General features: G+C 36.2%; 21 protein-coding genes. 15 read left to right on the top strand and 6 right to left on the bottom strand.

Going from position 1 to position 24,033, the window contains the following annotated elements; genetic code table 11:
* Position 1: 1 nt before the first annotated feature.
* Positions 2–1,480, bottom strand: coding sequence for a LysM peptidoglycan-binding domain-containing protein (locus ACJVDK_RS07040; RefSeq protein ID WP_443939573.1), 1,479 nt, complete (start codon positions 1,478–1,480; stop codon positions 2–4).
* 288 nt (positions 1,481–1,768) lie between these two features.
* Between ACJVDK_RS07040 and ACJVDK_RS07035 the strand changes: the two genes are divergently transcribed.
* The 3 genes from ACJVDK_RS07035 (at position 1,769) to ACJVDK_RS07025 (ending at position 6,638) form a co-directional block, all read left to right on the top strand.
* On the top strand, positions 1,769–2,248 hold the full coding sequence (locus tag ACJVDK_RS07035) for a Dps family protein (RefSeq protein ID WP_443939572.1): 480 nt from the start codon (positions 1,769–1,771) through the stop codon (positions 2,246–2,248).
* A gap of 124 nt (positions 2,249–2,372) precedes the next feature.
* A complete protein-coding gene (locus ACJVDK_RS07030) occupies positions 2,373–4,202 on the top strand; it encodes a UbiD family decarboxylase (RefSeq protein WP_443939571.1) in 1,830 nt (609 codons plus the stop codon).
* Between the two features lie 63 nt (positions 4,203–4,265).
* Positions 4,266–6,638, top strand: coding sequence for a hypothetical protein (locus tag ACJVDK_RS07025; protein ID WP_443939570.1), 2,373 nt, complete (start codon positions 4,266–4,268; stop codon positions 6,636–6,638).
* 47 nt (positions 6,639–6,685) lie between these two features.
* Here ACJVDK_RS07025 and ACJVDK_RS07020 read toward each other — a convergent pair whose 3' ends face one another.
* The gene (locus ACJVDK_RS07020) at positions 6,686–7,276 is read right to left on the bottom strand and encodes a GIN domain-containing protein (protein WP_443939569.1); all 591 of its coding nucleotides are present in this window, start codon (positions 7,274–7,276) and stop codon (positions 6,686–6,688) included.
* 291 nt (positions 7,277–7,567) lie between these two features.
* Here ACJVDK_RS07020 and ACJVDK_RS07015 point away from each other — a divergent pair, with 291 nt between their 5' ends.
* The 3 genes from ACJVDK_RS07015 (at position 7,568) to ACJVDK_RS07005 (ending at position 13,133) form a co-directional block, all read left to right on the top strand.
* Positions 7,568–8,443 carry an HD domain-containing protein gene (locus ACJVDK_RS07015; protein WP_443939568.1) on the top strand — a complete coding sequence of 292 codons (876 nt, stop codon included), beginning with the start codon at positions 7,568–7,570 and terminating at the stop codon, positions 8,441–8,443.
* A gap of 188 nt (positions 8,444–8,631) precedes the next feature.
* Positions 8,632–12,120, top strand: a complete 3,489-nt coding sequence (locus tag ACJVDK_RS07010; protein WP_443939567.1) for a PKD domain-containing protein — start codon at positions 8,632–8,634, stop codon at positions 12,118–12,120.
* A 2-nt stretch (positions 12,121–12,122) separates the two neighbouring features.
* Positions 12,123–13,133 carry a PorP/SprF family type IX secretion system membrane protein gene (locus ACJVDK_RS07005; protein WP_443939566.1) on the top strand — a complete coding sequence of 337 codons (1,011 nt, stop codon included), beginning with the start codon at positions 12,123–12,125 and terminating at the stop codon, positions 13,131–13,133.
* A gap of 50 nt (positions 13,134–13,183) precedes the next feature.
* Here ACJVDK_RS07005 and rpoN read toward each other — a convergent pair whose 3' ends face one another.
* Positions 13,184–14,653: an RNA polymerase factor sigma-54 gene (gene rpoN / locus ACJVDK_RS07000; protein ID WP_443939565.1), complete on the bottom strand. Its 1,470-nt coding sequence runs from the start codon at positions 14,651–14,653 to the stop codon at positions 13,184–13,186.
* A 155-nt stretch (positions 14,654–14,808) separates the two neighbouring features.
* Between rpoN and mscL the strand changes: the two genes are divergently transcribed.
* Positions 14,809–15,237 (top strand): large conductance mechanosensitive channel protein MscL, encoded by a 429-nt coding sequence (gene mscL / locus ACJVDK_RS06995; RefSeq protein WP_443939564.1) that lies wholly within the window; start codon positions 14,809–14,811, stop codon positions 15,235–15,237.
* A gap of 81 nt (positions 15,238–15,318) precedes the next feature.
* On the opposite strand, the gene ACJVDK_RS06990 is transcribed toward mscL, so the two are convergent.
* Positions 15,319–16,191, bottom strand: coding sequence for a ChaN family lipoprotein (locus ACJVDK_RS06990; RefSeq protein ID WP_443939563.1), 873 nt, complete (start codon positions 16,189–16,191; stop codon positions 15,319–15,321).
* Between the two features lie 128 nt (positions 16,192–16,319).
* Here ACJVDK_RS06990 and ACJVDK_RS06985 point away from each other — a divergent pair, with 128 nt between their 5' ends.
* The 8 genes from ACJVDK_RS06985 (at position 16,320) to tsaB (ending at position 21,012) form a co-directional block, all read left to right on the top strand.
* The gene (locus tag ACJVDK_RS06985) at positions 16,320–17,066 is read left to right on the top strand and encodes a LiaF transmembrane domain-containing protein (protein ID WP_443939562.1); all 747 of its coding nucleotides are present in this window, start codon (positions 16,320–16,322) and stop codon (positions 17,064–17,066) included.
* Between the two features lie 9 nt (positions 17,067–17,075).
* The gene (locus tag ACJVDK_RS06980; RefSeq protein ID WP_443939561.1) at positions 17,076–17,411 is read left to right on the top strand and encodes a DUF4288 domain-containing protein; all 336 of its coding nucleotides are present in this window, start codon (positions 17,076–17,078) and stop codon (positions 17,409–17,411) included.
* Between the two features lie 3 nt (positions 17,412–17,414).
* Positions 17,415–18,476: a sensor histidine kinase gene (locus tag ACJVDK_RS06975; RefSeq protein ID WP_443939560.1), complete on the top strand. Its 1,062-nt coding sequence runs from the start codon at positions 17,415–17,417 to the stop codon at positions 18,474–18,476.
* Positions 18,454–19,188, top strand: coding sequence for a LytR/AlgR family response regulator transcription factor (locus ACJVDK_RS06970; RefSeq protein WP_443939559.1), 735 nt, complete (start codon positions 18,454–18,456; stop codon positions 19,186–19,188). Before ACJVDK_RS06975 ends, ACJVDK_RS06970 begins: the two co-directional genes overlap by 23 nt.
* 241 nt (positions 19,189–19,429) lie before the next feature.
* Entirely contained in the window at positions 19,430–19,588 is a 159-nt protein-coding gene (gene rpmH / locus ACJVDK_RS06965; protein ID WP_010601723.1) for a 50S ribosomal protein L34, read from the top strand.
* 66 nt (positions 19,589–19,654) lie between these two features.
* Positions 19,655–20,053 carry a ribonuclease P protein component gene (locus tag ACJVDK_RS06960; RefSeq protein WP_443939558.1) on the top strand — a complete coding sequence of 133 codons (399 nt, stop codon included), beginning with the start codon at positions 19,655–19,657 and terminating at the stop codon, positions 20,051–20,053.
* A complete protein-coding gene (gene yidD / locus ACJVDK_RS06955; RefSeq protein ID WP_443939557.1) occupies positions 20,037–20,267 on the top strand; it encodes a membrane protein insertion efficiency factor YidD in 231 nt (76 codons plus the stop codon). Before ACJVDK_RS06960 ends, yidD begins: the two co-directional genes overlap by 17 nt.
* Positions 20,268–20,325: 58 nt before the next feature.
* Positions 20,326–21,012, top strand: a complete 687-nt coding sequence (tsaB, locus tag ACJVDK_RS06950; protein WP_443939556.1) for a tRNA (adenosine(37)-N6)-threonylcarbamoyltransferase complex dimerization subunit type 1 TsaB — start codon at positions 20,326–20,328, stop codon at positions 21,010–21,012.
* Here tsaB and ACJVDK_RS06945 read toward each other — a convergent pair.
* Both ACJVDK_RS06945 and ACJVDK_RS06940 read right to left on the bottom strand, forming a co-directional pair.
* Positions 21,009–22,412: a DUF5723 family protein gene (locus tag ACJVDK_RS06945; protein ID WP_443939555.1), complete on the bottom strand. Its 1,404-nt coding sequence runs from the start codon at positions 22,410–22,412 to the stop codon at positions 21,009–21,011. The genes tsaB and ACJVDK_RS06945 overlap by 4 nt on opposite strands.
* A gap of 12 nt (positions 22,413–22,424) precedes the next feature.
* A complete protein-coding gene (locus ACJVDK_RS06940) occupies positions 22,425–24,005 on the bottom strand; it encodes a hypothetical protein (RefSeq protein WP_443939554.1) in 1,581 nt (526 codons plus the stop codon).
* Between the last annotated feature and the right edge of the window lie 28 nt (positions 24,006–24,033).

The raw sequence follows: 24,033 nt of genomic DNA, 5'->3' as shown, positions 1-24,033 counted from the left end.
CTCATTGGGCACTATAGGTTAAATTGCATAAAAATTTCTTGTCTAAAGCGCCTAATGATTCGGCTACAGCTTTAGTCATTACAATTATAACATCTTTTGTGCTTTCATTTTCAGTAAATTTTCCAACAACTTTTGCAAAGGTGGTACGATTGGTCATCGGATTGGTAATCTTTATAACGTTTCCTACCGGTGCAGAGCGATGTAAAACCAACATTTTTGATCCGTCTAAATCAGGATCTGCAATCCAAATACCGGCTCCTTTTTCTTCAATTTGGCTTAAACCATACACACTTGGGTCGCGACGAAGTTTGGGTTCTTTAATGATGGTACTATCTGGATTTTCTACTTGTTCCTCTTTTGATAAATCATTAACCGATTTTGGAAGTGGTGCTTTCGGGATAATAATTTTTTGTCCGGTTTTAAGCGTATTGTCATTTAATTTATTCGCGGTTCTAATTTGATAGGTGGTTAGATTAAATTGTTTTGCGATGGTGTAAATATTATCTCCTGTAGCCACTGTATAAATAAAGCTATCTTCCTTGTTTTCTACAGGAGCCGTTTCTACCGCTTTTTCAGTTTGCTTCTCTTTTGGCACTTGAACATCTGTCGTAATGTTCGTTGGGATTTTTAATATTTGCCCAACTTTAAGATCGTTATCATCTAGGTTGTTCGCTTTACGAATTTGATAAGCGGTTAATCCGTGTTTTTGGGCAATAGAAAATATACTTTCGCCTTTGGCTACGGTGTGTGTATCGCTGGCTTGTTTTGTAGTAATTACAGCTTCTTTTTCAGTATTTTCGCTTGGCGCTTCAGTTGATCCACCAGGTACTTTAAGTTGCTGGCCGATGCTAAGATTGTTACTTTTTAAATTGTTTAAGTTTTTAAGTTCGGCTACAGTAGTGCCAAATTTTTGGGCAATGAGGTTTAAGTTATCTTTTGGCTTAACGGTGTAAAAACCGGTGCTGGTATTTTCAGTTACGGCTGGGGTTGTGCTTGGTGGAACCTCTTTTTTAGGTGTTTCAATAGGTTCTTGTACGGTGGTTGTTCCGGTTGGTACCTTCAGCTGTTGGCCAATACTTAAATTATTGTTTTTTAAGTTGTTTAGTGCTTTTAAATCATTTACAGTAGTGCCAAATTTCTCGGCAATTAGATTTAAATTATCTTTTGGTTTGACAGTGTAAACGCTTGGATTGCTTTCGGTGGTAGTTGCCGTTTCTGCCCCGTACGGAATGTTGGTTGGAACTTTGATAATGACCCCAATTTGCAAATATTTATTATCATTAAAGGTCATGATATCTTTTGGAGAAACATTGTATTTACGTCCGATAGAATAGTATGTGTCTTTGGCATCTATCTTATGAACAATAAGTTTTTTTCCTTTGTTATTTTCTACTCCAATAGAATCTCTTACCACTGTAGACTTTGCATTTGTAAGGTGAAATGCGAATAGGAATACAGCAGTTATATAAAATTTATGCATTTATTTCTTTGATTTTTTTCAGGGATAGCAATATTACGAATAATAATATGAAAGATTTAATTGCATTTTAAATCTGTAAACTATCATAAAGTTAATTTTTTGTAGCTTTTAAGTATCTCGTTAATTTACAAATGTTTATCGTTCTATGTGCTTAATCCGCGGTTTAAATTAAGTTTATGTATAAACGCATATAGTTTAATGGTATTGTTTTAAATATAATTTTAGCTAAAACTTTTAATTTATTCGATTGTTTATTAATTTGTTATCAAAGCAAAAATCTATAGAAAAATGAATGTTAAAGAAATAAGTTTAGACGAAAAAGAAGTGAAACCCGTAGTTGATCTTTTAAATGAATATTTGGCCAATTATCACATCCACTATCAAAAATTAAGAGGCTGTCACTGGAACATTAAAGGGCAAAATTTTTTCACTTTACATATCAAATTTGAGGAATTATACACCAATGCGCAGTTAACAATTGATGAAATAGCAGAGCGCGTTTTAACCTTGGGAAAACCTCCTCATAGTCGATTTGCAGATTATATTAAAGAATCGAAAATTAAGGAAATTGATACCATTGGGATGAAAGATTTGGATATGGTTCAAGCCATTTTAGACGATATGGCAACTTTAATTGGCTTAGAAAGAGATTTGTTGGATGCTACTTCCGCTGCAGGCGACGATGGTTCAAATGATATGGTTAACAGGTTTATGCAGTTTAAAGAAAAAACCACCTGGATGCTCCGTTCATTCGCCGGAAAAAATTAAATTTTCTGGTTTAGCTATATACAAGGCAATGATTGTAAAATCGTTGCCTTTTTTTAGAGTATTCGCTGCTGATAATTCGTTTCGAAGATGAATAAATTAAAACTTGGCTGTGTATATTTGACGCATGGCATATAAAAGTTTAGCAGCATGTGTTGCAGACCTTGAACATCATGGTCATTTAATTAGAATAAAAGAAGAAATTGATCCCTATCTCGAAATGGCAGCCATTCATTTGCGAGTATATGAAAAAAAAGGACCTGCAATTTTCTTTGAAAAAGTAAAAGGGAGTCCATTCCCGGCAGTATCGAATCTATTTGGAACCATTGAGCGTTCTAAATTTATTTTTCGTGATACCCTACCTAAGGTGCAACAATTGGTATCGTTACGCAATGATCCTATTAAAGCGATCAAAAATCCGTTAAAATACGCAGGATCAGCTTTGTCAGCATTATCGGCTTTGCCTTTAAAAACGAATTCTGCTAAGAAGAATTTTTCAAAAACAAGTATAAGTCAACTTCCACAAATTGTAAACTGGTTAATGGATGGTGGACCATTTGTTACCATGCCACAGGTATATACCGAGGATGTAGATAAGCCTGGGGTAATGAATGCGAATGTGGGAATGTATAGAATTCAATTGGCTGGTAATGAGTATATTCAAGATAAGGAAATAGGGTTGCATTATCAGATTCACCGGGGAATAGGCGTGCATCAATCAAAAGCGAATGCTTTAGGTATACCTTTAAAGGTGAGCATTTTTGTAGGCGGACCACCTTCCCATCCTTTAGCGGCTGTAATGCCTTTGCCCGAAGGTTTATCCGAATTAACTTTTGCTGGCGCTTTAGGGGGTAGACGTTTCCGTTATTTTTATGATGAAGAAGGTTTTTGTATCTCGGCCGATGCCGATTTTATTATAACGGGCACGGTTTATCCAAATGAAAATAAACCTGAAGGGCCTTTTGGCGATCATTTGGGCTATTATAGTTTAACGCATCCTTTTCCTTTAATGAAGGTGCACAATGTATATCATAAAAAAGATGCCATTTGGTCGTTTACGGTTGTGGGGCGCCCGCCACAAGAGGATACCAGTTTCGGAGCGTTGATTCACGAAATTGCCGGAAGCGCTATTCCGCAAGAAATTCATGGTTTAAAAGAAGTACATGCGGTAGATGCAGCGGGTGTACATCCATTGTTATTTGCCATCGGAAGTGAACGTTACACACCGTATTTATTCGAGCGTAAACCTCAGGAGATTTTAACCATAGCCAACCATATTTTGGGGAAAAATCAATTGAGTTTAGCCAAATATGTGTTTATCGCCGCCAGAGAAGACAATGAAAATTTAGATACACATGAGATTGAAGCGTTTTTAAAACACATGTTAGAACGAATTGATTTGCGCAGAGATGTACATTTTTATACCAATACAACTATCGACACCCTCGATTATAGCGGTGATGGTTTAAACAGTGGTTCTAAAGTGGTTTTTGCTGCCGCTGGCGAGGTAAAAAGAACGTTGTATACTGAAGCTCCGGATTTAGTGCTTCCAGATTCTTTTACCGACGTTGAAGTAGCCATGCCTGGTGTATTAGTTATTAAGGCGCAAGAATATCAAAACGAACAGACTACCACGTTAGAAATTGAGACGTTAAACACTGTTTTAGCAAATGCTGATTTAACCGGTTTCCCTTTAGTGGTATTGGCCGATGATTCGAAATTTACGGCAAAAACGATTGATAATTTAGTGTGGGTAACTTTTACGCGAAGCAATCCGGCTGCCGATATCTTTGGTGTAAATGAAGAAATTAAAAACAAACACTGGGGATGTGCAGGTCCTTTACTTATTGATGCTCGAAAAAAGCCGCATCATGCCCCCGAATTAATTAAGGATCTAGAGGTTGAACGAAGAATTGAAGAAATTGCAAAACAAGGAGGATTTTTAAATTATCTTTAGATAACCATTTCTCCCTCTATGCGTAAAATAATTGCTTTTTGTTTTTTTTTAGGGCTGACTTTCATGCAAAACACTGTATTTGCGCAAGAGTTAAACCTCGATAGCCTTGCACAGCAATTGGAGTTTAAGGCAAAAGGAGAATCCTCTTCAGTGCTGTTTGTTCATTTTGATAAAAACGTTTACGCCAATAACGACGATGTTTGGTTTTCGGCCTATTTACTTAAAAATGGACCAGCATTAAAGGATTACCATTCTTTGTTTGTTTCATTGGTATGCAATACGGATAGTTCTGTGATTGTTCAGCGTAAGTATGTCATAAAAGAAGGTTTATCCTCAGGATACATGAAGTTGCCAGACTCATTACTTTCTGGAGATTATCGCTTTGAAGTAACCACCAACGTTTTGTTGAATGGTAAACCCGAGGTTTCCTTCCAACAACCGATTACCATTCGCTCTACCACCATGAATCCCTTGCAAGCGAGTATTTCGGTATTTAAAAAATACGATGCAGCAACGGGAGAGGGAGTTGCTTTATTAAAAGTTTTAAGTAGCGATTTACGTTTTGTAGAAGGTGCAGAAGTGAAATATCAAATTGGTAATGAAAAATACGCGCTTAAAAAAGGTGTAGCTAAAACAAGTGTAATTGGAGAAGTAATGATCCCTTATCCTGCCAATAAAATAAAAAGCGATACGAGTCTTTTGCTCTTGAGCGTAAAAAATAAAAATGGTAAGCGAAATATTCGTTTTAGCTTACCGGTTTTAAATAAACCCAATTATTCCGTAAAATTTTATCCTGAAGGAGGGTATTGCATCGATAAAATTTGGACCAGCGTAGGGTTTGAAATTAAAGATGGGGAAGGTGCAGGCATAAAAACAGAAGCAGGTTTATATGAAGATGAGGTAGAAATAGGCACCATTGAAACTAATTCTTTAGGGCTTGGGAAGTTTGAACTTTTCCCTGATGCCAGTAAAAAATATAGTATTCGGTTTAAAGACGGAGATAAAAAAGATCAGGTGTATGATTTACCGGTGATACTCAAAAGTGGATTGAGTATTCGCATAAAAAATGCCTTGGTAAACGATGAAGCCAAGGCCCAAATTCGTGGAACAGAAAACGTCAAAGTCTTTGTTTTAGTGCACAATACAAAGGAAATTTTTTTAACGCACGAATTAAGAATAAATGCCTTTCAAGCGGTAAACATTAGTCTTGATTTAAAATCGGTACCCACAGGCTTAAAATTGCTTACCATTCTCGATTCATTGGGACGTCCATTGGCCGAAAGAACTTTTTTTGCGCATTATAACCATATTAATCAGGTAAACATGCAAACCGATAAAAAGGAATATGGTACACGTGAACAGATAAGTCTGCAGTTGAAAGTATCCGATGAAAGAGATAGTAGTCTTCGAAGTGTGGTTTCGCTTGCATGTGTTCAAGAAAATCGTTTGTCAGACAAAAATAAACAAGACATTAATAGTTATTTTCATTTCGAAACGACATTAGGTTCTTTTCCGCAAGGATTTGTTGCATTAAAATTTGCCGATAAAGCATATCTAGAAACGATTATGCTTATTAAAGGCTGGAGAAGATATACCTGGCCACTTACTAAATTAAAGGATGTGGATATCCAGACGAAAATAGGGAGTTTTATCTATTCGGGGCAAATTACTAGGGGCGATAAAAAAGTGAAAGAACCCATTTCTATAGCACTTTTTGGAGGGATGAAAATTTCTTTTATAAATACTGATAGTACGGGTTATTTTACTATTCCTCCTTTAGAAATGGTATCCACAGCGGAAAAAGGCACCTTGTGGTTAAGTTTAAGCAAAAAGCAAGTGTCAAATTTAAATGTAACATTTAATGATCCACTGGATTTGTTAAAAAAAGATTTGCAAAAGCAGGGCTTTACGTCTACCGTAAATAAATCGGTTGTTTTACAAAACAAGCCTATTAGCATCACCGATAAGAGCGGTATAAACTTAAATGAAGTAACAATTAAAACAAGTGTAACTGGTATCTACTCCAACCGTTGTGGTGATTACGTGTGCATGTATAATATTTTAAATTGCCCGAATCATGGTGGCGATTCACACAATAAATTGCCAATTAAAGGACAATCTTATCGAATTCCACATGGAGGAATGATGGTTTATGCAGGATGTAATGAGGATCAGTTTCTGAATAATTTGTTGATTTTAAAAGGGATTAGCTTGCCTAAAGAGTTTTATGTTCCAGATGTAACCAACATGAATGAACCCATTAATTTTCCAACCGTATTTTGGAAGCAACATTTTTATTTAAATAAAGATGGCTTTACAACTGTTAACTTTACGACGGGCGATTTAACAGGACGGTTTAAAATTATTGTTCAGGGAATTACGGAAAAAGGGGTAGCTTACGGAGAGCAAGATATTGAGGTTGTGAAAAACCCATAAAAAAAGCGAACATGACATTCGCTTTTTTTATGGGTGTGTGTTTGAATTTATTTCAGCATAGCCAATTTTGCTGTTCCGGTAGAGGTCATTTCAGTTTGTAAAGCTGCAAATTTGTCAATCGTTAATTTAGGATTTTGATCCATTTCCAACGTATGGAAATCGGTTTTGCCTCTTAGAATTAATTCTGCATTACCTTTAATAACTGTATATAAGCTCTCACTGGCAGTGTTGATTTCAGCAACTGCTTTGTCTTTTAAAATAATTTGTAAATATTTTGTTTTTAATTCGCCATCGGTTTTGATAACCGCATTTTCAGAGGCATCAATTCTATAAATATCGTTTACGTAAACAATTACTTTTGCTACATTTTTTCCAGTAGAAGAGATGGTTAAAATATCTCCTTTTTTGGTAGCTTTTACTATGCCTATATTATCCTCAGCATACGAAACATTTTCCGTTTTGCTTTGCACTAATAATACTTCAACGTTGCCTTTAAGCACTACTTTTTTAGTGCTTAGCTGTTCTTTTTTTGATTTGATTATCTGATCGCTAGCATGCGCTTTACCCACAAATGAAGTGGTTGATAAAATGATAGCTGTTAATGAAGATGCGATGAATGTTTTGATTGAGGTTTTCATGGTTGTGTAGTTTTTGTTTGCTAATAATTATTTTTTTTGATTAAGCTTTGATGATAAGACGTCGAGATGACAAAAACGTTGCAGCATAACAGGTAGTTTTATACCATCAAGAGGAACTTATCGACGAACTGGCATTTAATACAGACGAAATTGTTGATTCTTAAAAGGAAAGAAAAAACAAGTTATAGAGGGTGATAATTAAATTAATATAGAGCTAAAAATAATGAAATATTAAACTAAAAATTTTAGTTATTTTTGTTTTTATTTCGCTAATTTATTTAGTAAATTTGTTTGAATTTAATTAAAAAAGATATGGCTCAACTGAATGATTTTTTATATGGGAATATGGACGTTCCGAAAGTGTTTGAGGATTTATTGAATACGGATGCTTTAAAACGGTTGGCCGGGATTCATCAAAGTGGAGCTATATTTTTAGTTAACCCAGATATTTGTCATTCTCGTTTGGAACATGCTATTGGCGTGATGATGTTGATTCGAAAATTGGGAGGTTCTGAATTGGAACAGATTGCAGGTTTGTTGCACGATGTTTCACACACGGCCTTTTCACATGTAGGCGATTATGTTTTCGATAATTTAGAAGAAGATTACCATGAAAAAATATTTGCAGAAAGTATAACGGCTTCGGCTATCCCAGATGTACTTTTTAAACATGGCTATGGAATAGGAGAGATTATTCATGGTCAATTTACTATTTTAGAGCAGCCACAACCCTTTTTATGTGCCGATCGACTTGATTATACGCTTCGAGATGCTATTTATGCGGGTATTATTACCCGACAACGGGCTAAAGATTTTTTAAAGTCGGTGGTATTAAAAGATGGCATGATCATGCTTCAATCCGAATCAGAGGTAAATTGGATTAATGAAATTTTTGAAAAATTGAATAATGAGGTGTTCAAGTTGCCTTTGCACTTATATGCCAACGGAAAAATGGCCGAGCTCATTAAAGATTTATTAAAAAAGGGGGCATTGCATGAGAATGATCTTTTTAAAACCGATACCTTATTGCTTAATAAGATACGCAGTACGGTTGCCGGTTACGATGCCATAAAAGGTATTAAACAATTACGTGGATTTTCAGAGTTCATGCGTCACGGGGCAGTTCCTAAAGTAAAAAAAAGAACATTAACGGCCATGCTGGTATAAATTAAAATAGTTGATGAATTTGTAGTCTGATAAATAGGAATAGTTGACTGATGAAAAAGTGTTAATTTTTATGATATTGTTTTAAATCAATGGTTTAAATGTTAAATTGCGATAGTACATTTATCTAATTTTTATAAACCTTGTGCGTTTCTAATAACATAAAAAAACTTCTTGCATTTGTTTTGTTGTTGTTTAGCGTAACAAATAGCTGGGCTCAAAATATTTCAAATGAAGGAACTAATTTTTGGGCGGTTTTTCCAACACATGTTCCAAGTGGAAATGGTAATTCACCCATACCATATGCCAATATCGCGATATTTATTACCGCAAAGTCGAATAGTAAGGTTACAGTTACCTGTGGTAGTTGGAGCTCAGGTTTAACCGATATTCCTGCAAATACTGCTGTTCAAATCGATGTACCTCGGCTAAATGCCTATGTGAACGACTTTGAACAAAATACGGTTTTAACCAATCGGGGTATTCACGTGAAGGTAGAAGAAGGGAAACCAAAAGTATCAGCTTATGCCCACATTTATGCAGGAGCTCGTTCTGCTGCAACATTAATTTTGCCTTTTGAAACCTTAAGTCGCGATTATTATTCCGTAAACTATACACAAGTATCACCCAATGGGACCAATTTTTTGGCCCTTGTTGCGGTAGAAGACAATACTTCTCTAATTATTCATCCTGAAATAGGAGCTCAAATTAATGTTACCTTGCCTAAAGCGGGAGATGTTTATCAGTATGTTGCGGGTGCAAATGATTTAACCGGCACCTATGTAGAAACCGATCCAGAAAACTCAAAGTGTAAGCGATTTGCTGTATTTTCGGGTACATCGAATACGGTTATTGGTACTAGAAATGGTTTAAGTGGTTCCGATCCGTTATTTCAACAAGTGTATCCAGTGTTAAGTTTGGGTAAAACCTATGGCATTGTGCCTTTTATTAATCAATCCTACTTTTACCGAGTAGTAGCAACAAGTGATGATACAAAAATTTATCAAGACGGTAATTTAGTATCAACCTTAAATAAAGGTAAATCTTATGAATCTCCAAGGCTAATTAAAGGTGCTTATGTTACAGGAAATAATAATTTTCTGTTGAGTCAGTATATGTATTCATCAAACAACGCAAGTTTTGATGGTAGCGATGCAGGATATGGAGATCCAGATATGGTTTTGTTAAATTCTATCGAGTTTAATATCAATAATATAACTGTTTTTTCATCAGATAAGGAAGTAATTCATGAGAAATACCTCAATGTATTGATGAAAACTTCTCAAACGAGTACATTTAAAATTAATAATATAAAACCAAGTGTAAGTTGGACATCCCTCGATGGTAATCCATTGTATGCTTATGCTCAAATACCGGTAAATGAGGCAAGTTTAACCTTATCAGCAAATGATGGTTTTAATGCCATTGCTTATGGATATGGACAAAAGGAATCCTATGCGTATTCTGCTGGCACCAATTTAGCTTCAAATAACTTTTTAACGGTCGTTAATACCGCAAAGAATGATGAAAGCCCGAATGCTTGTATTGGGACTACATCAGAATTTAAAATATCATTACCTTACCAAGCAGAAACACTTCTTTGGAAACTGGATTCAGAACCCGAAATATTTCAAACTTCCCCGCAGTTATTAGAAACAAAAGTAGTTAGTGGTCAAACATTGTATGTGTATAGTTCGCCTTATACTCAAACCTATACCGAAAAGGGAGATCATGTGATGGAAGTTACTGCACATGTAACTAATAATGAAGTAAGTTGTAATGAAACGGGAGATCAAACCATTCGGTATGCATTTTCCGTTTATGATTTACCTACCGCCAAGTTTGAAATAGCAGAAAAAGGATGTGAAAAAAATGGGGTTAGCTTTACCGATCAAAGTGAATCTAATAACCCCGATTTTGCCGTAAGTCATTGGTTCTGGGATTTTGGCGATGGAACAACTTCCGATGAACAAAATCCAACTCATACATACGAAAGAGAAGGGATGTATACGGTTACATTATCTGTGAAAGCAGGAACAGGTTGTTTTTCGGATATTGTAGAATCGAAATCAATCATCATTTATCCTTTACCAGTAGCCAAGTTTAAAGCGAATACAAAAACCTGTATTCAAACAAATTTGATTATTGAAGATCAATCAACGATAAGCTCAGCACTAAATCCGAACAGCATTGTAAAATGGAGTTATGACTTTGGAGATGGTACGGAAGTTTTGGAACGAACAGATGCTTCCACATTCTCACATCAATATCAGCGTGCAGGAAAATATACCATTCAATTAACCGAAACATCAAGTAACGGCTGTATTAGCGAGGTCTTTAGCTTTGACGTAGAGGTTACCGACCTGCCTGTTGCGGATTTTACCCTTCCAGACGTTTGTTTAGACGATACCTACGCCGTGTTTACCAATACTTCGGTTTATGCTTCGGGCAATTTAGATAACTTCACGTATCATTGGGATTTTGGAGATGCTCTGAATAACCAAACGACCAATACATCCACCGAAAAAGAGGGTAAACACCATTATGGAGTAGCCGGGCAATATCATGTAGTACTTACCATTACGAATGAAAATGGCTGTGTATCTGTAAAAGAACAAGATTTTGTGGTGAACGGAGCCGTTACCCAAGCCGATTTTATAGTTAAAGATGAAGCTAATTTATGCAGCAATAAAGATGTCATCATTAACAATCAATCAACCGTAGGTTTTGGTAAGATTACAAGAGTTGTCATTTACAAAGATTTTATAAACGACCCAACTACTTCTGAAGAGGTTTTAAATCCTGGAAATCTAGATATTCCATTAAAATACACTTCCTTTGGAGGCAATAGTAATAAACAATTTACCATCCGCATGGAGGCCTACTCGGGCACGAATTGTTTTTTAGTTAAGGATAAAGTAATTACAATTAAACCTTCTGCACAGCTTGTGTTTAATGCAATCCCGAACGTTTGTCAGAATGATGGTTCTGTTGTTATTAATCAAGCAAGTGAAACTTCAGGAATAGCTGGTGTAGGAGCGTATTCGGGCGTTGGTGTAGATGCAGCAGGCAATTTTAATCCGAAAAACTTAACCCCAGGGTTGAAAACCATAACCTATTCCTATACCCCAAATAATGGCTGTGCGGCCAGCATTACCCAAGAGGTGCTTGTTTATGCTTCGCCAACGGTTGATGCGGGTGCTGTGCTGTATGTTTTTGCTGGTGGATTTCTCAAAATTCCGGCAGTAGCCTCGGGAAATAACTTACGATATAAGTGGATACCTTCAACTGGGTTGAGTAACGATGCAATTCTGAACCCGATTGTTACCCCGCAAAAAGATACAAAATACACATTGGAAGTTACTACAAGCGATGGGTGTATGGCAACGGCAGTACTCAACGTGGTCGTGTTGGAAAAAATTAACCCACCTAATGCTTTTAGTCCCAATGGGGATAATGTGAACGATGTATGGGAAATTAAGTATTTAAATAGTTATCCCAACGTAACGGTAGAGGTTTTTAATCGGAATGGCACAAGAGTATTTTTTAGTAAAGGGTACACGACTCCCTTTGATGGTAATTTTCAAAACGAGCCTTTGCCTGTTGGAGTTTATTATTATCTTGTAAGTCCAGGAAATGGAGTGAAACCTATTGGGGGTTCATTAACAATTTTAAGATAGCGTTGAAAAAATACCATTTATTCCTTATCGTCTTTTTTTCGGTAAATTGTTTTGGACAACAAAGGCCGCAGTATACACAATATATTTTTAATCAGTACTTGTTAAATCCGGCATTATCAGGTATAGAAAATTATGTAGATTTTAAGGCTGGTTATCGTAAGCAATGGTCGGGCATTGCCGATGCTCCCCAAACATCTTTTGTATCGGCTAATTGGGCTTTAGGAGATAATTATTTATGGAGTAATCCATTGACATCTTTTCCGGAAGAAACGGGAAATCCAATGGATAGAAATTACACCCAGAATTATACCTCATCGCCAGCGCATCATGGGGTAGGTGTTATGGCGGTGCTTGATAAAACAGGTCCTTTATCGCGGTTAGATGCTGGCTTAACGTATGCCTATCATCTCCAATTAAATAATACGTATAATTTGTCTGTAGGCGTGGGAGCTGGTGTTTCTCGGATTGCCTTAGATCTGAATGCCCTTTCGTTTAGCGATACAAATGAACCGGTAGTTTCTACCGCTATTGTTAATCAATTAAAACCTGATTTAAATGCAGGTTTATGGTTGTATGGAGCGCGTATGTTTGTAGGGCTTTCTGTTCAGCAATTATTGCCGCAAAAACTAACTTTTAGTGCGAATGAAAGTTATAATCAAGGTAAAGAGACTGCACATGTATTTGCTACCGCCGGTTATAAATTCTTTTTCGATGATGAAATTGCAGCTATTCCATCGGTAATGGTTAAATACGCTGCACCAGCTCCCGTTTCGGTGGATGTGAATATGAAGGTTGCTTTTAAAGAACGTTTTTGGCTTGGAGGAAGCTATCGAAAAGATGATTCCTTTGCTGCCATGCTTGGATTTAATGTAGGAAAGATTGTTAATTTAACCTATTCATACGATTTTACCACTTCAGCGCTCAATCAAGTAAGTAACGGTAGCCACGAAATTGTGTTAGGCTTGTTGCTAAATAATGTCTATAAAGTGCCTTCTACCATTAAATTGTGGTAAGTATCTAAAAAAAATGCCCATTCTGTGCGAATGAGCATTTTGTGAATTATTTACAGTTCTTTTCGTAGACGAGCAACCGGAATATTCATTTGCTCGCGGTATTTTGCGACTGTTCTACGTGCAATGTTGTAACCTCTTTCTTTTAAAATTTCGGTTAATTTTTCATCCGCAAGCGGTTTCCGTTTATCCTCATTACCAATGCAATCTTCTAAAATTTTCTTGACCTCTTTGTTCGAAACTTCTTCGCCGTTTTCGGTTTGTATAGCTTCAGAGAAAAACGATTTTAAAAGGAAAGTACCAAACTCGGTTTGTACGTATTTAGAGTTTGCCACCCTGGATACCGTTGAAATATCCATATCAATTTTATCCGCAATATCTTTTAAAATCATGGGGCGTATTTTACGCTCATCGGCTGTTAGAAAATATTCGTATTGATATTGCATAATGGCATTCATGGTTTTAAGCAAGGTTTGCTGACGTTGCTTAATGGCATCGATAAACCATTTTGCCGAATCTAGTTTCTGCTTAACAAATTGAACGGCTTCCTTTAGTTTTTTATCTTTTCCAGAAGCTTTGTCGTAATGTTCAAACATTTCTTGGTACGAGCGACTGATCTTAAGTTCCGGGGCATTTTTCGAATTCAACGTTAAAACCAAGGTGCCATCGTTATTGCTGATGTGAAAATCAGGAATAATTTGCATTTGTTTGGTTGTTACTTGGTTGGCATCGCCTGGTTTTGGGTTAAGGCGCAAAATCTCGTTGATAACCTCTTTTAATTCTTCGCTATCTAAGCCTAAACTTTTTTCAAGTTTATCGTAATGTTTACGGGTAAATTCTTCCAAGTAATTTTCCACCACATTAATTGCTTTTACAATGATGGGATTTTGGATGTCTTTTCGCTTGAGTTGAATCAGTAAACACTCCTTTAAATCGCGTGCGCCAATGCCTGGAGGGTCAAAACTTTGAATAAGTTTGAGCATTTCCAAAACATCTTCTTCTTCAGTGATTACATTCTGAGAAAATGCTAAATCATCAATCATGGAGCTTAATGGACGGCGTAAATAACCGTCGTCATCTAAACTCCCAATAATTTGTTTGGCGATGATAAAATCCTGATCGGAAAGTGGAATTAAGTCTAATTGTTCTTGTAGACTTTCAAAAAAAGTACTTTCAATCGCTATTGGAGTTTCTTTTTTATCGTCGTCATCGTCACCATTATTGTAATTCGTACTATAATCGTTTGTGTTATCGTCTTGCAGATAGTCATCTACATTGAACTCGTCCATATTTTCTTCAGATGACTTTTCGTAATCTTCTGGACCTTCGTTCAAATCGTCGTATTCTCCCCGTGTTTCTTCAGCTGTCATTAAACTCGGGTCTTCCAACGCCGGGTTCTCTTCAAGCTCTTCTTTAATACGGGTATCTAAAGCAACGGTAGGTACCTGCAATAACTTGATAAACTGTATTTGCTGTGGGGATAATTTTTGTAAAAGTTTTTGTTGTAAGTGTTGCTTTAACATAGATTATTTAAAAGATGCTGCAAAAATACACAAATCCTCTTAGATATTTGGTAAGTAGTGTGTAATTGCCCAAAGAGTTCGCGTTTTAATTATTTCGATTAAACAATTATTTTAAATTTTTGTTTGTTACATTCGTACTATAATTTAATATACTTATGGGATTTGCAAAAGAATTTAAAGAGTTTGCCGTAAAAGGCAATGTAATGGATTTAGCTGTTGGGGTAATTATCGGAGGTGCTTTTGGTAAAATTATCGATAGCGTTGTAAATGATTTGGTAATGCCTTTCGTAGCTGGAATTATCGGAAAACCTGATTTTAGTAGCTGGTATTGGGATATTAACGGAAAAGTTACCACCGCATTACCTTTGGCTGAAGCTAAAAAAGTAGAAGGTGCTGCTATTTTTGCTTACGGTAATTTTTTAACAGTAGCCATTAATTTTGTTTTGTTGGCATTTGTGGTGTTCTTGTTGGTTAAAGGTATTAATCAGCTTAAACGAAAAGAAGAAGTGGTTGCAGCTGCACCACCAGCACCAACTAATGAAGAAGTTTTATTAGCAGAAATTAGAGATTTACTTAAAAAATAATTGGCAGTACAGGTCAATTACTCCTGTATATACTTTAAAAAGCCTTCTCTTAATTCACTTTAAGAGAAGGTTTTTTTGTGTTTAATAACTTCTTTTAAGTTCAGGGTTGGTGAGAATTATGTAGTCGCCAAGGTTTTTAAATTTATCCCAGTTGGGTTGTTCAAATTGACTGTCTGAAAAAGATGAAATATTCAAAATGCGCAATTTAGGTTGATTTTGTTGGAGTTTTGCGAGTGTCCCTAATTTTTCATCGCTATGAAAGCGACCGTTTAATTGAAGGATCTTAATGTTTTTATGCATTTTCTTAAATTTTGAAATGCTCCAAGCCATGGTGGCATCCCAAAAGTTTTGTGTTTGATAAATCTTCATGGTTCCCATTCCGTGGCCACCCAATAGTTTGGTGAAGTTTTCGTAGTATTTTCCTGTGGCGGTATCAATGGGTAGCGGAGGAAAGAATTTTTTAGATTCTTCGTTGAAATTTTCCAAAGAGGCCAGTCCATTCAGGGTAACCGCATTGCTGTAGCGTGCAGAAACATTGGCGCCAATAACTGCTAGCTGCTTTTCTTTTGCATATTCAATTAATGGCCGGTAGTCTTTGTAATTGCTCCAGGCGCGACTCTCTTTTACAAAGTTCTTTTCAGATATTAAACCCGATAAGTACTCATTTATAATAGGTTGTACATCCGTATGGAACATTTCCATGCTAAGGGCTACCTGCTGTGGGTATTTCTCGTTAAGTTTTTTGAAAATTTCGGCTTCAAGGTAATGCCCAATAGAATCGTTATGTTCTTCTCCAAAAAATAAAACATCTGCATGGTTCATGTCTGAAACAATATCCTCAATTGAGATAATTTTTTGTTTTTTAACATCGTAGACCTTGTAATTCGTGGGAATGTCTTGTGCAAACAATGCAGTAGTTATCGTTAAACCTGCAAGTAATAAGAGAAATTTCATGCTCTCAAAATACTAAAAATTATTTCACCGATAAAATGCAGGGTTTTACCGTGTTTTGCAACAAGTTTAGGATAGGACTATTGGGCGAGCAAGTATGAAAGGGTATTTTTGAATCAAATACATGAAACATGGAAAATAATAATCATATACATCAACGAGGCAGAGCATTTAGTGGAATTATTATTCTGATAATTGGTGTTTGTTTTTTGCTGAATAATTTAAATCTTAATATTCCGCAGTGGATATTCCGCTGGCACACATTTTTAATTGGATTGGGACTTTTTATCGGTGCTCGTTGCAATTTTAGAGGTATTAAATGGCTCGTGCTGGTTTTAGTAGGTGCTTACTTTACGTTAAATAGAATTCCAGAATTGGGTTTTGATTTGTCAAAATATGCCTTGGGTACTGGCCTTGTTATTTTGGGTATTTTCATCTTACTGCGACCAAAGCGTTCAGCGGGATATAATCCTAAATGGAATAGAAAATTTGAGAAGACTGAGCCCGTAGAGTTTTATAGTGACCCAAAGTTTAAAAGCAACGACTTTTTAGAGCTGACTTCCATTTTTGGTGGAAATGATCAAACCATTATTTCTAAATCATTTAAAGGAGGAGAAATTACGGCTGTTTTTGGAGGAGCGAATGTAAATCTAACGCAATCAGATTTTGAAGATACTGTTTCGCTGGATGTTACCGCTGTTTTTGGTGGGATAAAGTTGATTATTCCTCCAAACTGGATTATAAAATCGAATGTTACGGCTGTTTTTGGAAGTGTAGAAGATAAGCGTGGCGTGATCTTGCAAGAAGGTGTTCCTCAAAAAGTATTGATTTTGGAAGGGATAGCCATGTTCGGAGGGATTGATATAAAAAGTTATTAATGCATATAGATGAAGTGGTTTGCAATAACATATGTGTATCAGATTATTTGTGGAGAAGGGAAGCATGCCCCACAGATGAATGAACAAGTACGCCTAATTAGGGCCGATGGGAAAAAGAACGCTTTGGCCAAAGCAATAGAAAATGCCGAAAGTTATAATACTGCTTTTAGCAATTGCGAAGGCAAAACCGTCGTTTGGAAATTTGTGGGAATTACCAGTGTTGAGGAAATTAACCATCCAGCGGAAGGAGTACAAATTACTTCGAAAATAGTAGAACCAGCATCCTTTGATGAATATTTTGACATGTTGAATCATCGGATAAAACTATTAACTCAAATAAACTAAACCTTGACAAATAGACCTTTATCAATTCCTAGAGTTCAACGAACGGCTTTACTGATAAGCTTTGTTTGGATTGTAATTTGTGCAGTGGGTCTGCATTTCGTAATCCATTTGAACTGGACAATTGCCTGGACCGACAGTTTGGTGAATAATGCGCTTTTAGCGCTTGCATGTATATCTATCAGTAATATGCTAGGCTATTATCAGCCTAAAAATGAACGGGTCGTGTACATGTTGATCATCAGTGGGTCTTTAACCCTGGCTGTTGCCTATGGCGCAAAATACGTGCTTTACTATGTGTTTGTCGAATTTGCCAGCTACGTGCAATTTTATGATTTTTCGTTTGTTTTTAGAATCATGCTTATTTTTATGTGCTTGTCGTGGTGTACGCTGGCAAATATTTTATGGTATAAATTAGAAGAGCAATCGGAAACGCAAGCCCGATTATTAACTGCCCAAAATTTAGCAAAAGAGGCTGAACTAAATAAATTACGCCATCAATTGCAACCGCATTTCCTTTTTAATAGTCTAAATTCTGTGTTTGCATTGACTATGGTAAACCCTAAAGAGGCGGGGGTAATGATAACCAAATTGGCATCTTTTTTACGCGGTACTCTAAAGCGCGACGACGAGTTATGGGTATCGGTTGAGGAAGAAATGGAATACATTCAATTGTATTTGGATATTGAAAAGGTCCGGTTTAGTCATCGGTTGAGTATAGAAGTGAGTGTAGCCGATGATACTTTAGGATTGTGCTTGCCGGGAACACTTTTGCAGCCTATCGTAGAAAATGCTATTAAGTTTGGTTTATATAATACAGCGGCTGCTATAACCATAAAGATAGATGTTTTTGTGGAGCATAATCTGTTAACTTTGCGTGTTCAGAATCCATTCGACCCTGAAGTACGGGCGGCAGGGGGAACTGGCTTTGGCCTTAGCGCAATTAAACGACGCCTGTATTTGTTGTTTGCCAATCCTCATTTGCTACAAACAGAAATTGAAGCAAATAATTTATATATTACAACGTTAAAAATTCCACAAAAAAATGATCAGAACCTTATTGATTGATGATGAGCCTTTGGCAAGAGATATTGTAAAGTTTTATCTTCAAGATCATGCTGAAATTGAGGTTGTACACGAATGTAACGACGGTTTTGAGGGTTTAAAAGCTATTTCGCAGTATAAGCCTGATTTGATTTTTTTAGACATTCAGATGCCTAAAATTAACGGCTTTGAAATGTTGGAATTGGTGGAAGACAAGCCAGCAGTGATCTTTACCACGGCATTTGATGAATTTGCGATTAAAGCTTTTGAGGTAAATGCAGTAGATTATTTATTGAAGCCAATTGATAAACCTCGATTTGATGCTGCGATTAAAAAATTGCCTGGCCGCTTGGGTCAGACTGAAAATACCGAAGCAGTACTGGATGCAGCCGCCTTAAATCCTGCTCAAAATAATCGTGTGGTGGTTAAAAAAGACGGTGCAATTAAAATTATTCCGGTAGCGGAAATTAATTATTTAGAAGCGGATGACGATTATGTGAAATTGAGTACGGTGGAAGGGGTGTTTTTTAAAAATAAAACAATGGCGTATTTTGAAAATACCTTGGATGCAGCCCAGTTTATTCGAATTCACCGCTCATACATTATTAATTTGGGGCAGGTGACCAAAATAGAGTTAAAAGAAAAAGACAGCTATGTTGTTTTATTAAAATCGGATATTTGGTTGCCGGTAAGTAAAACAGGTTATGCAAAGTTAAAAGCTGCATTGGGCTTGTAACAGTGTTTAGGCGTTTAGAGGGATGTTGAATAGGAGCAGCGAGCCCCGTAACGTAAACCCGATTTGAACGGATGCCAATTTTTCATTGGCAGAAGTGGAAGCGGGACGATTTTAGCCGATTATTTGCTACATTTGCTTTTTAAATTAAAAATAAAATTAAAGAGCTCTTGCATTTTTAGAGAAATCGCTTTATATTTGCACCTCTTAATTTAAAAATTACACTAGATAAGATAATATAGTCATGAAAAGAACATACCAACCTTCGCAAAGAAAGAGAAGAAACAAACACGGCTTCCGCGAAAGAATGGCAACTGCTAACGGCAGACGAGTATTAGCATCACGTCGTGCTAAAGGAAGAAAAAGATTAACAGTTTCTGACGAACGCAAGCATAAAGCATAATTTTTGATTGCCTCCTGATTATCAGGGTTTAGCAGATCAAAATCTGCAATTTTCAATCAAAAAAATATGTACACATTCAAAAAAGAAGAACGGTTATGTAGCAGAAAGTATTTAGATCTGCTATTTAAAAACGGTTCTTCTTTTTTATTATATCCCTTTCGCGTTTCGTATCTCTTTATTGATGATGCTGCCGATGTTCCGGTTCAAGTAGTCATCAATGTTCCCAAAAAGAGATTTAAACGAGCCGTTGATCGTAATTTATTAAAGCGCAGAATAAGAGAGGCTTATCGTTTGGGTAAGCAAGATCATTTATATTCCTTACTGCCGCTAAATAACAGTTTACTTTTGTTTTCAATACAATTTGTGGGTAAGGATACCTATGAATTTGCATTTATTGAGAAAAAGTTGTTGGCTACTTTTAAACGGTTTCATGCCTTAATTAACGAGAATGAAACTGATAAATAAGTTTTTCGGCTGGCTGTTTTTAGGTTTTATTCGTATTTATCAATACGCTATTTCGCCCTTGTTGGGTGCAAATTGCAGGTTTACACCCACTTGTTCTCAGTACGGTATAGAAGCCATTCGTAAGCATGGGCCTTTTAAGGGTGGCTGGTTGACCTTGAAGCGCATAGGCCGGTGTCATCCTTGGGGAGCGCATGGCCACGATCCTGTTCCTTAACTTTTGCATGTTTTAATTTTTAGATTTGCTTTCTGTAATTTAATTTTGTTTCCTGTTTATGGCTAAAATACTCCAAATAGAAACTGCTACATCCGTTTGTTCGGTTGCTGTATCAATTGATGGTAAAACTGTTGCAAAGAGAGAAGAAGCTGGGCAGAATTTGCATGCAAGCAATTTGACTCTTTTTATTGAAGCTGCGGTTGCTGCAGCAGGTTTAACATTTCCCGATTTAGATGCCGTTGCAGTAAGTAAAGGCCCCGGCTCGTACACGGGGTTGCGTATTGGCGTGTCAACAGCGAAAGGTCTATGTTATGCTTTATCGATCCCTTTAATTGCCATTGAAACATTAGAAATGATGAGCGCAGGTTTTTTAGAAACAACTCATGCGTATACAGGTTTGGTTTGTCCGATGATTGATGCGCGTAGGATGGAGGTGTATACGGCTTTGTACGATGTTAATTTAAACATAATTGAACCAACATTGGCCAAAATAATTGATGAGAATAGTTTTTCTGAACGCTTGGGAGTACAACCCATTACTTTTATAGGAGATGGTGCTGCAAAATGCGAAGAAAGCTTACGCAGTGCAAATGCGCAATTTACTGACATAAACTATAACTCGGCTTCTTTTATGTCCGCTTTGGCTTATAAAAGCTTTTTGCAGGCTAAATTTGAAGATGTAGCCTACTTTGAGCCATTTTATTTGAAAGATTTTGTAGTAACACAACCTAAAAAGAAAGTTTAACGTTTTTTCTTTCTAAATAAATTACCAAAGAAACCCGTACTTTCATCGTTTATGCCGGGCATCATATCGGCAAATTGTGGATGGTTAACCGTTCTGCCAAATTTAATGCCAATACCCATGTAAAACGATGTTCCGTTGGGACCATCGCCAATAGTTGCATCTTCTTTAATAATGCCCCACATTTGTTTGCTGGTGCCGGTTAAATCGTCAGAGCCGAGATACAATTCGAAGTTCGGATTTTGATATTTTGCCTGTACTCCCATCATAAATATTTTGTTGAAATTATAGGTGGGTGATAAGCTTGCGGAATAATTGAAATATTTAAAAGTATTGACGAAAGAAATATCTCCACCACGATAGAAAAGGTTTTTAGAGGCAATTAAAGCGGGTTGATAAAAGCCAAATTGTTTGGATGCGTACACATCTATTTTTGCGTTTGTTGCTGCAAAGAACTTGTTTGGTTGTGCAGAGGTGTAAAAAATATCGGTAATTTCTTGGTTCGTTTGCGATTGATTTCCTTCTAAATCTTCGATTGTTTTACTGGTGTTTATTGCAGTTTGGCTCGTTTGACTGCGCCACCAAATGAAACCTAAGTCTTTTAGGTTGGCCATTAAATTTATACCATTTTTAGTTGTGTAGCTGGTTCCAAAACTAAACGATAGGCCCGGATTTTTGAAGGTTGGCATAAGCGTTTGCTTATCAATTTCGTTGTTCTGTGAGAAGTTTGCCCAATAATTTCCGTCAAAACCGATATCCATGTAATTGCCATCTGGATCAATGTATAGATGCGAATTATTGATGAGTATGCGGTTGTATAAAATACCGCTCAATAAGCTGGCTTTTAAGCCAAATGATAAGCGCTTATTGTAGTTTTCACGGTAACTAAAGCTAAATTGGTGATAGGATTGTTCTTGCCCTTTTGAATCGAAAATTTTCTCTAAATATTGCCCAACCGGAAAACGGTTATATGATTCGAAAATAGCTAGAACTTCGTTGGTGTAATCTAAGTTTATGTCTGAACGTACTTGCCACGAAAATCCCATCTCTTGTTGGTGTTGGTAGGACTTGAAAATGCGAAAGGTGGCTAAATAAACATTCACATTGCCATTGAAATAGTTGAGTTTGCCATCGCCAACATGCAGGCCTCTGGTATCGTAAATGCCTTCTTGAACCATTTTACGCAAAGCAGGTTCGGTGTCGCCTTGATTGGTCAGATTAATACCAAAGTTTGGGAGCAGAAAATTGGAAGCAAACTTTCTAGAACTATCTAATGTAAATGAACGTTGCGCTGGATTTTCAAATGAATCGAACTGGGTGTGTGTGCCAAATAAAGCAAATTGTTGCGCTTTTGTTGAATGAAAGATTAAGATTGCCAATAGGGCAATTAAAAGTTTCTTCATGGATTTTTGTTTCTAAGGTTGAGAGTTAAAATTTGCGGATGAATTGGGCACTTCGATAGATATGTATTGATTTAAAAGTATGTTGGTTATAAATTTATTTTTGTCGGCACACATTTGGTAATAAAAGCTGTTAAACTGTCTTAAACCATCTTCTTTTCTTATCTGCTTGTAAAATGGCAATAAAATAGTGTTTCTGAAAATATCAATTGAATTTTTATGGTTGATATAATAGGTAATGGTCGATTTATTTGCCAATTGATTCAATGTGTTTAAATACTCGGATGATTGAATTAATAACTTGTTGTTTCTGTAGCTGTTTAAAAACGATGTAAGGGTGCTGGGGTTATTGGCAATAATAAGATAATTATCCACAATTATATAGGAAGGGCGTGTGAATTTTTTTAAAGGATCACCAAAATAAGCATTTAGAATGCCTGCCGTTTTTAGTACCCTAATTTCATCCGTGTATTCGTTGCTGAGATCTAAAAGTAATTGTTTTACCTTTTCGCCGTTCGAAAGTGCAATGGCGCCAAGTTTTTCACCCGTATTAAGTTGAAAGGTAACAAATTGATTTTTGGTGTAAACAGGGAAAATTTTATCCAAATCAACCCGATATTGGTCTTTTACTTCGGTAATTAAGGCATGTATTCTTTCGGTTTCAGTATGCTTTTTTTGCCATACAGCAAGTTTTTTTTGCCAATTGGGATACGTATCAAAAGCAAAAAGTGCATAATTTCCTGTGTTATCTGGAAGTAATGCGTTAATCGTTATACTTTGTGGAGCTGTGTTTTCAAAGGTTTTTAAATAATTGTCTTCCGATTTAAATTCGGTATTTCCATTAAATAATATGCGTTCTTTGCTAAAATTATAATTGAATGCGGCAAAACTATTTTGGTGATTTAAAATACTAAGCTCGCCTGTTAAATTACTGGCTAAAATGTTTTTAAGTAGGAGCGGAGCCTGATTAAAATTAATGTATAAGTTGGCCAGCACATTTTTATTGAACAAGCTATTCTCCTTAATATACTCGGTAAACGGATTATCGTTTAAGCGAATGGCGGCATCTTTAACTAATTTTAAGGAAGTAGAGGCTGTTAATACTTGTTCGTTAATTTTCAAATAAATACCCAGACTGTCATTTAATTTTAAGGTGTAGATATGGCTTTCATTGGGCTCTTTACGAAGCTTGCTTTTAAATTGCTTATAAAAACTAGCTGCATTATTTTCTTTATTAATTTGAACTGTAATTAAGAAATTTAATTGCTGCAGGGTGTCGGGCAAAACACTGATGTAAATCGGTTGCTCCTTGATGAAATTATTGAGCTTTGCGTTGTTAATTAAAGCATTTTTAAACTGGGATAGTAGAACCGATTTTTCTTTTCCAATTACCTGCTGCAGTAAATTTTGTCCCTCAATTATTTGATAAAAACTCTTGTCGTTTTGGAAGGAAAATATCAGCGCAGCATTGTTCGTTGCCGATTGAAGTGCAAGGTCTTTTGCTTGGTTGTCGGTGTTTAGTTTGGAAAAATACAAATAGGTCATTATAGCAATGGCCAGTATTAATCCGCATAGCAGTATAGTTATCTTTTTCATTTGTATGGAAACACAAATTTAATTTATT

Origin of the sequence: Pedobacter paludisoli (assembly GCF_052344095.1) — a bacterium.
Classification (GTDB): Bacteria; Bacteroidota; Bacteroidia; order Sphingobacteriales; family Sphingobacteriaceae; genus Pedobacter.
This window is presented reverse-complemented; position numbering and strand designations above follow the sequence as displayed.

Bases quoted from the DNA above. Each gene is read 5' to 3' on its own strand.
- ACJVDK_RS07035 (WP_443939572.1), top strand. From the start codon at position 1,769: ATGAATGTTAAAGAAATAAGTTTAGACGAAAAAGAAGTGAAACCCGTA.
- ACJVDK_RS07020 (WP_443939569.1), bottom strand. From the start codon at position 7,276: ATGAAAACCTCAATCAAAACATTCATCGCATCTTCATTAACAGCTATC.
- ACJVDK_RS06940 (WP_443939554.1), bottom strand. From the start codon at position 24,005: ATGAAAAAGATAACTATACTGCTATGCGGATTAATACTGGCCATTGCT.
- tsaB (WP_443939556.1), top strand. From the start codon at position 20,326: ATGGCTAAAATACTCCAAATAGAAACTGCTACATCCGTTTGTTCGGTT.
- ACJVDK_RS07025 (WP_443939570.1), top strand. From the start codon at position 4,266: ATGCAAAACACTGTATTTGCGCAAGAGTTAAACCTCGATAGCCTTGCA.
- ACJVDK_RS06945 (WP_443939555.1), bottom strand. From the start codon at position 22,412: ATGAAGAAACTTTTAATTGCCCTATTGGCAATCTTAATCTTTCATTCA.
- ACJVDK_RS06960 (WP_443939558.1), top strand. From the start codon at position 19,655: ATGTACACATTCAAAAAAGAAGAACGGTTATGTAGCAGAAAGTATTTA.
- rpoN (WP_443939565.1), bottom strand. From the start codon at position 14,653: ATGTTAAAGCAACACTTACAACAAAAACTTTTACAAAAATTATCCCCA.
- mscL (WP_443939564.1), top strand. From the start codon at position 14,809: ATGGGATTTGCAAAAGAATTTAAAGAGTTTGCCGTAAAAGGCAATGTA.
- ACJVDK_RS06970 (WP_443939559.1), top strand. From the start codon at position 18,454: ATGATCAGAACCTTATTGATTGATGATGAGCCTTTGGCAAGAGATATT.
- rpmH (WP_010601723.1), top strand. From the start codon at position 19,430: ATGAAAAGAACATACCAACCTTCGCAAAGAAAGAGAAGAAACAAACAC.
- ACJVDK_RS06985 (WP_443939562.1), top strand. From the start codon at position 16,320: ATGGAAAATAATAATCATATACATCAACGAGGCAGAGCATTTAGTGGA.
- yidD (WP_443939557.1), top strand. From the start codon at position 20,037: ATGAAACTGATAAATAAGTTTTTCGGCTGGCTGTTTTTAGGTTTTATT.
- ACJVDK_RS06980 (WP_443939561.1), top strand. From the start codon at position 17,076: ATGAAGTGGTTTGCAATAACATATGTGTATCAGATTATTTGTGGAGAA.
- ACJVDK_RS07040 (WP_443939573.1), bottom strand. From the start codon at position 1,480: ATGCATAAATTTTATATAACTGCTGTATTCCTATTCGCATTTCACCTT.
- ACJVDK_RS06990 (WP_443939563.1), bottom strand. From the start codon at position 16,191: ATGAAATTTCTCTTATTACTTGCAGGTTTAACGATAACTACTGCATTG.
- ACJVDK_RS07030 (WP_443939571.1), top strand. From the start codon at position 2,373: ATGGCATATAAAAGTTTAGCAGCATGTGTTGCAGACCTTGAACATCAT.